This window comes from Thauera aromatica, from assembly GCF_023093595.1.
GTDB classification, from domain to species: domain Bacteria; phylum Pseudomonadota; class Gammaproteobacteria; order Burkholderiales; family Rhodocyclaceae; genus Thauera; species Thauera aromatica_A.
Genome location: NZ_JALLIK010000024.1, coordinates 1 through 1,195 on the forward strand (window position 1 = coordinate 1; position 1,195 = coordinate 1,195).

Consider the following 1,195-nt stretch of genomic DNA (forward strand, 5'->3'; position numbering starts at 1 on the left):
ACAAACGTGCCACCACAGCACTTTTGCGATCATGGCCTTCAAACCCGCGCCGGAACTGGAGTCACTTTCCGAAAAGGCGCGAAAATCGGGGTTAAGTGTCGAACCCCGGTGCCCCGCTTCCGCAAGATGCCCGCGCTGGCAAAAATTCCTTTCGTCATGCTCACCGGCAAGAGCGACAAGCACACCGTCCACGCCAGCCTCAAGGCCGGGGCCAACGATTTCATCGCCAAACCGTTCGATCGCGCCACCTTGCTGACCAAGCTCGACAAGCTCCTCGGTTAGCCTTCCGCGGCCGCGGGGCCGGCCGCTGGCGATGGTCTCATTCCACCTGGCAGGCCAGCCCCTTCAGATATTCGCCTTCCGGCACCGCCAGCCCGACCGGATGATCGGGCGCGGCCGCCAGGCGGTAGAGGATGCGCGCATCGGCACCGGCGTCGATCGCGGCACCGGCGACGATCTTCTGGAACAGCTCCTGGCCGATGCCGCCCGAGCAGGAATAGGTCATCAGGATGCCGCCCGGGCGCAGCAGGCGAAAGCCGAACAGATTGATGTCCTTGTAGGCACGCGCCGCGCGCTCGGCATGCGCCGCCGAAGGGGCGAACTTGGGCGGATCGAGCACGATCAGATCGAAGCGCCGGCCCGCCTCCTTCAACGCACGCAAGGCCTTGAACACATCGGCCTCGCACCACTCGGCGCGGCCGGCGTCGAGCTGCGGGTTGAGCGCGAGATTGCGCCGCGCCGACGCCAAGGCCGGGGCGGAGGAATCGATCGAGAGTACCGACTTCGCCCCACCGGCGAGCGCCTGCAGCGAGAAACCCCCGGTGTAGCAGAAGCAGTTGAGCACCTCACGTCCGGCAGCGAGCTGGCCGGTGAGCAGGCGGTTGGCACGCTGGTCGAGGTAAAAGCCGGTCTTGTGCCCGCCTTCGACGTCCACCTCCATGCGCACACCGTGTTCGACGATCGAGAGCCCGCCCTCAGGCAGCACGCCATGCACGCAGCCGGTGCGCGGCTCGAGCCCTTCGAGTGCGCGCACCTCGGAATCGGAACGCTCGTACACCGCCGCGCAGCCGGTGGCCTGCACCAGCCCCCCGAGTTCGACAGTTACGCTCGCAAGTGCTTGTTTTTGCTAGATCGCACTTTCAAAAATGCCACTACAACAGCGCCAACTGCTCCGGCGCCGCTGGTTTTTCTATCC

Annotated in this window: 1 protein-coding gene and 1 pseudogene; one reads left to right on the top strand and one right to left on the bottom strand. The window is 65.4% G+C overall.

Annotated features, from left to right (window positions below; all coding sequences use genetic code 11):
• A partial coding sequence (locus tag MXC99_RS00335; protein ID WP_247723658.1) for a response regulator occupies nucleotides 1-282 on the top strand: 282 nt, incomplete at its 5' end.
• A gap of 37 nt (nucleotides 283-319) precedes the next feature.
• Here the strand turns inward: MXC99_RS00335 and MXC99_RS00340 are convergent.
• Nucleotides 320-1,093 (bottom strand): annotated as a pseudogene (locus MXC99_RS00340) (class I SAM-dependent rRNA methyltransferase); the annotation flags it as partial.
• Nucleotides 1,094-1,195 lie beyond the last annotated feature (102 nt).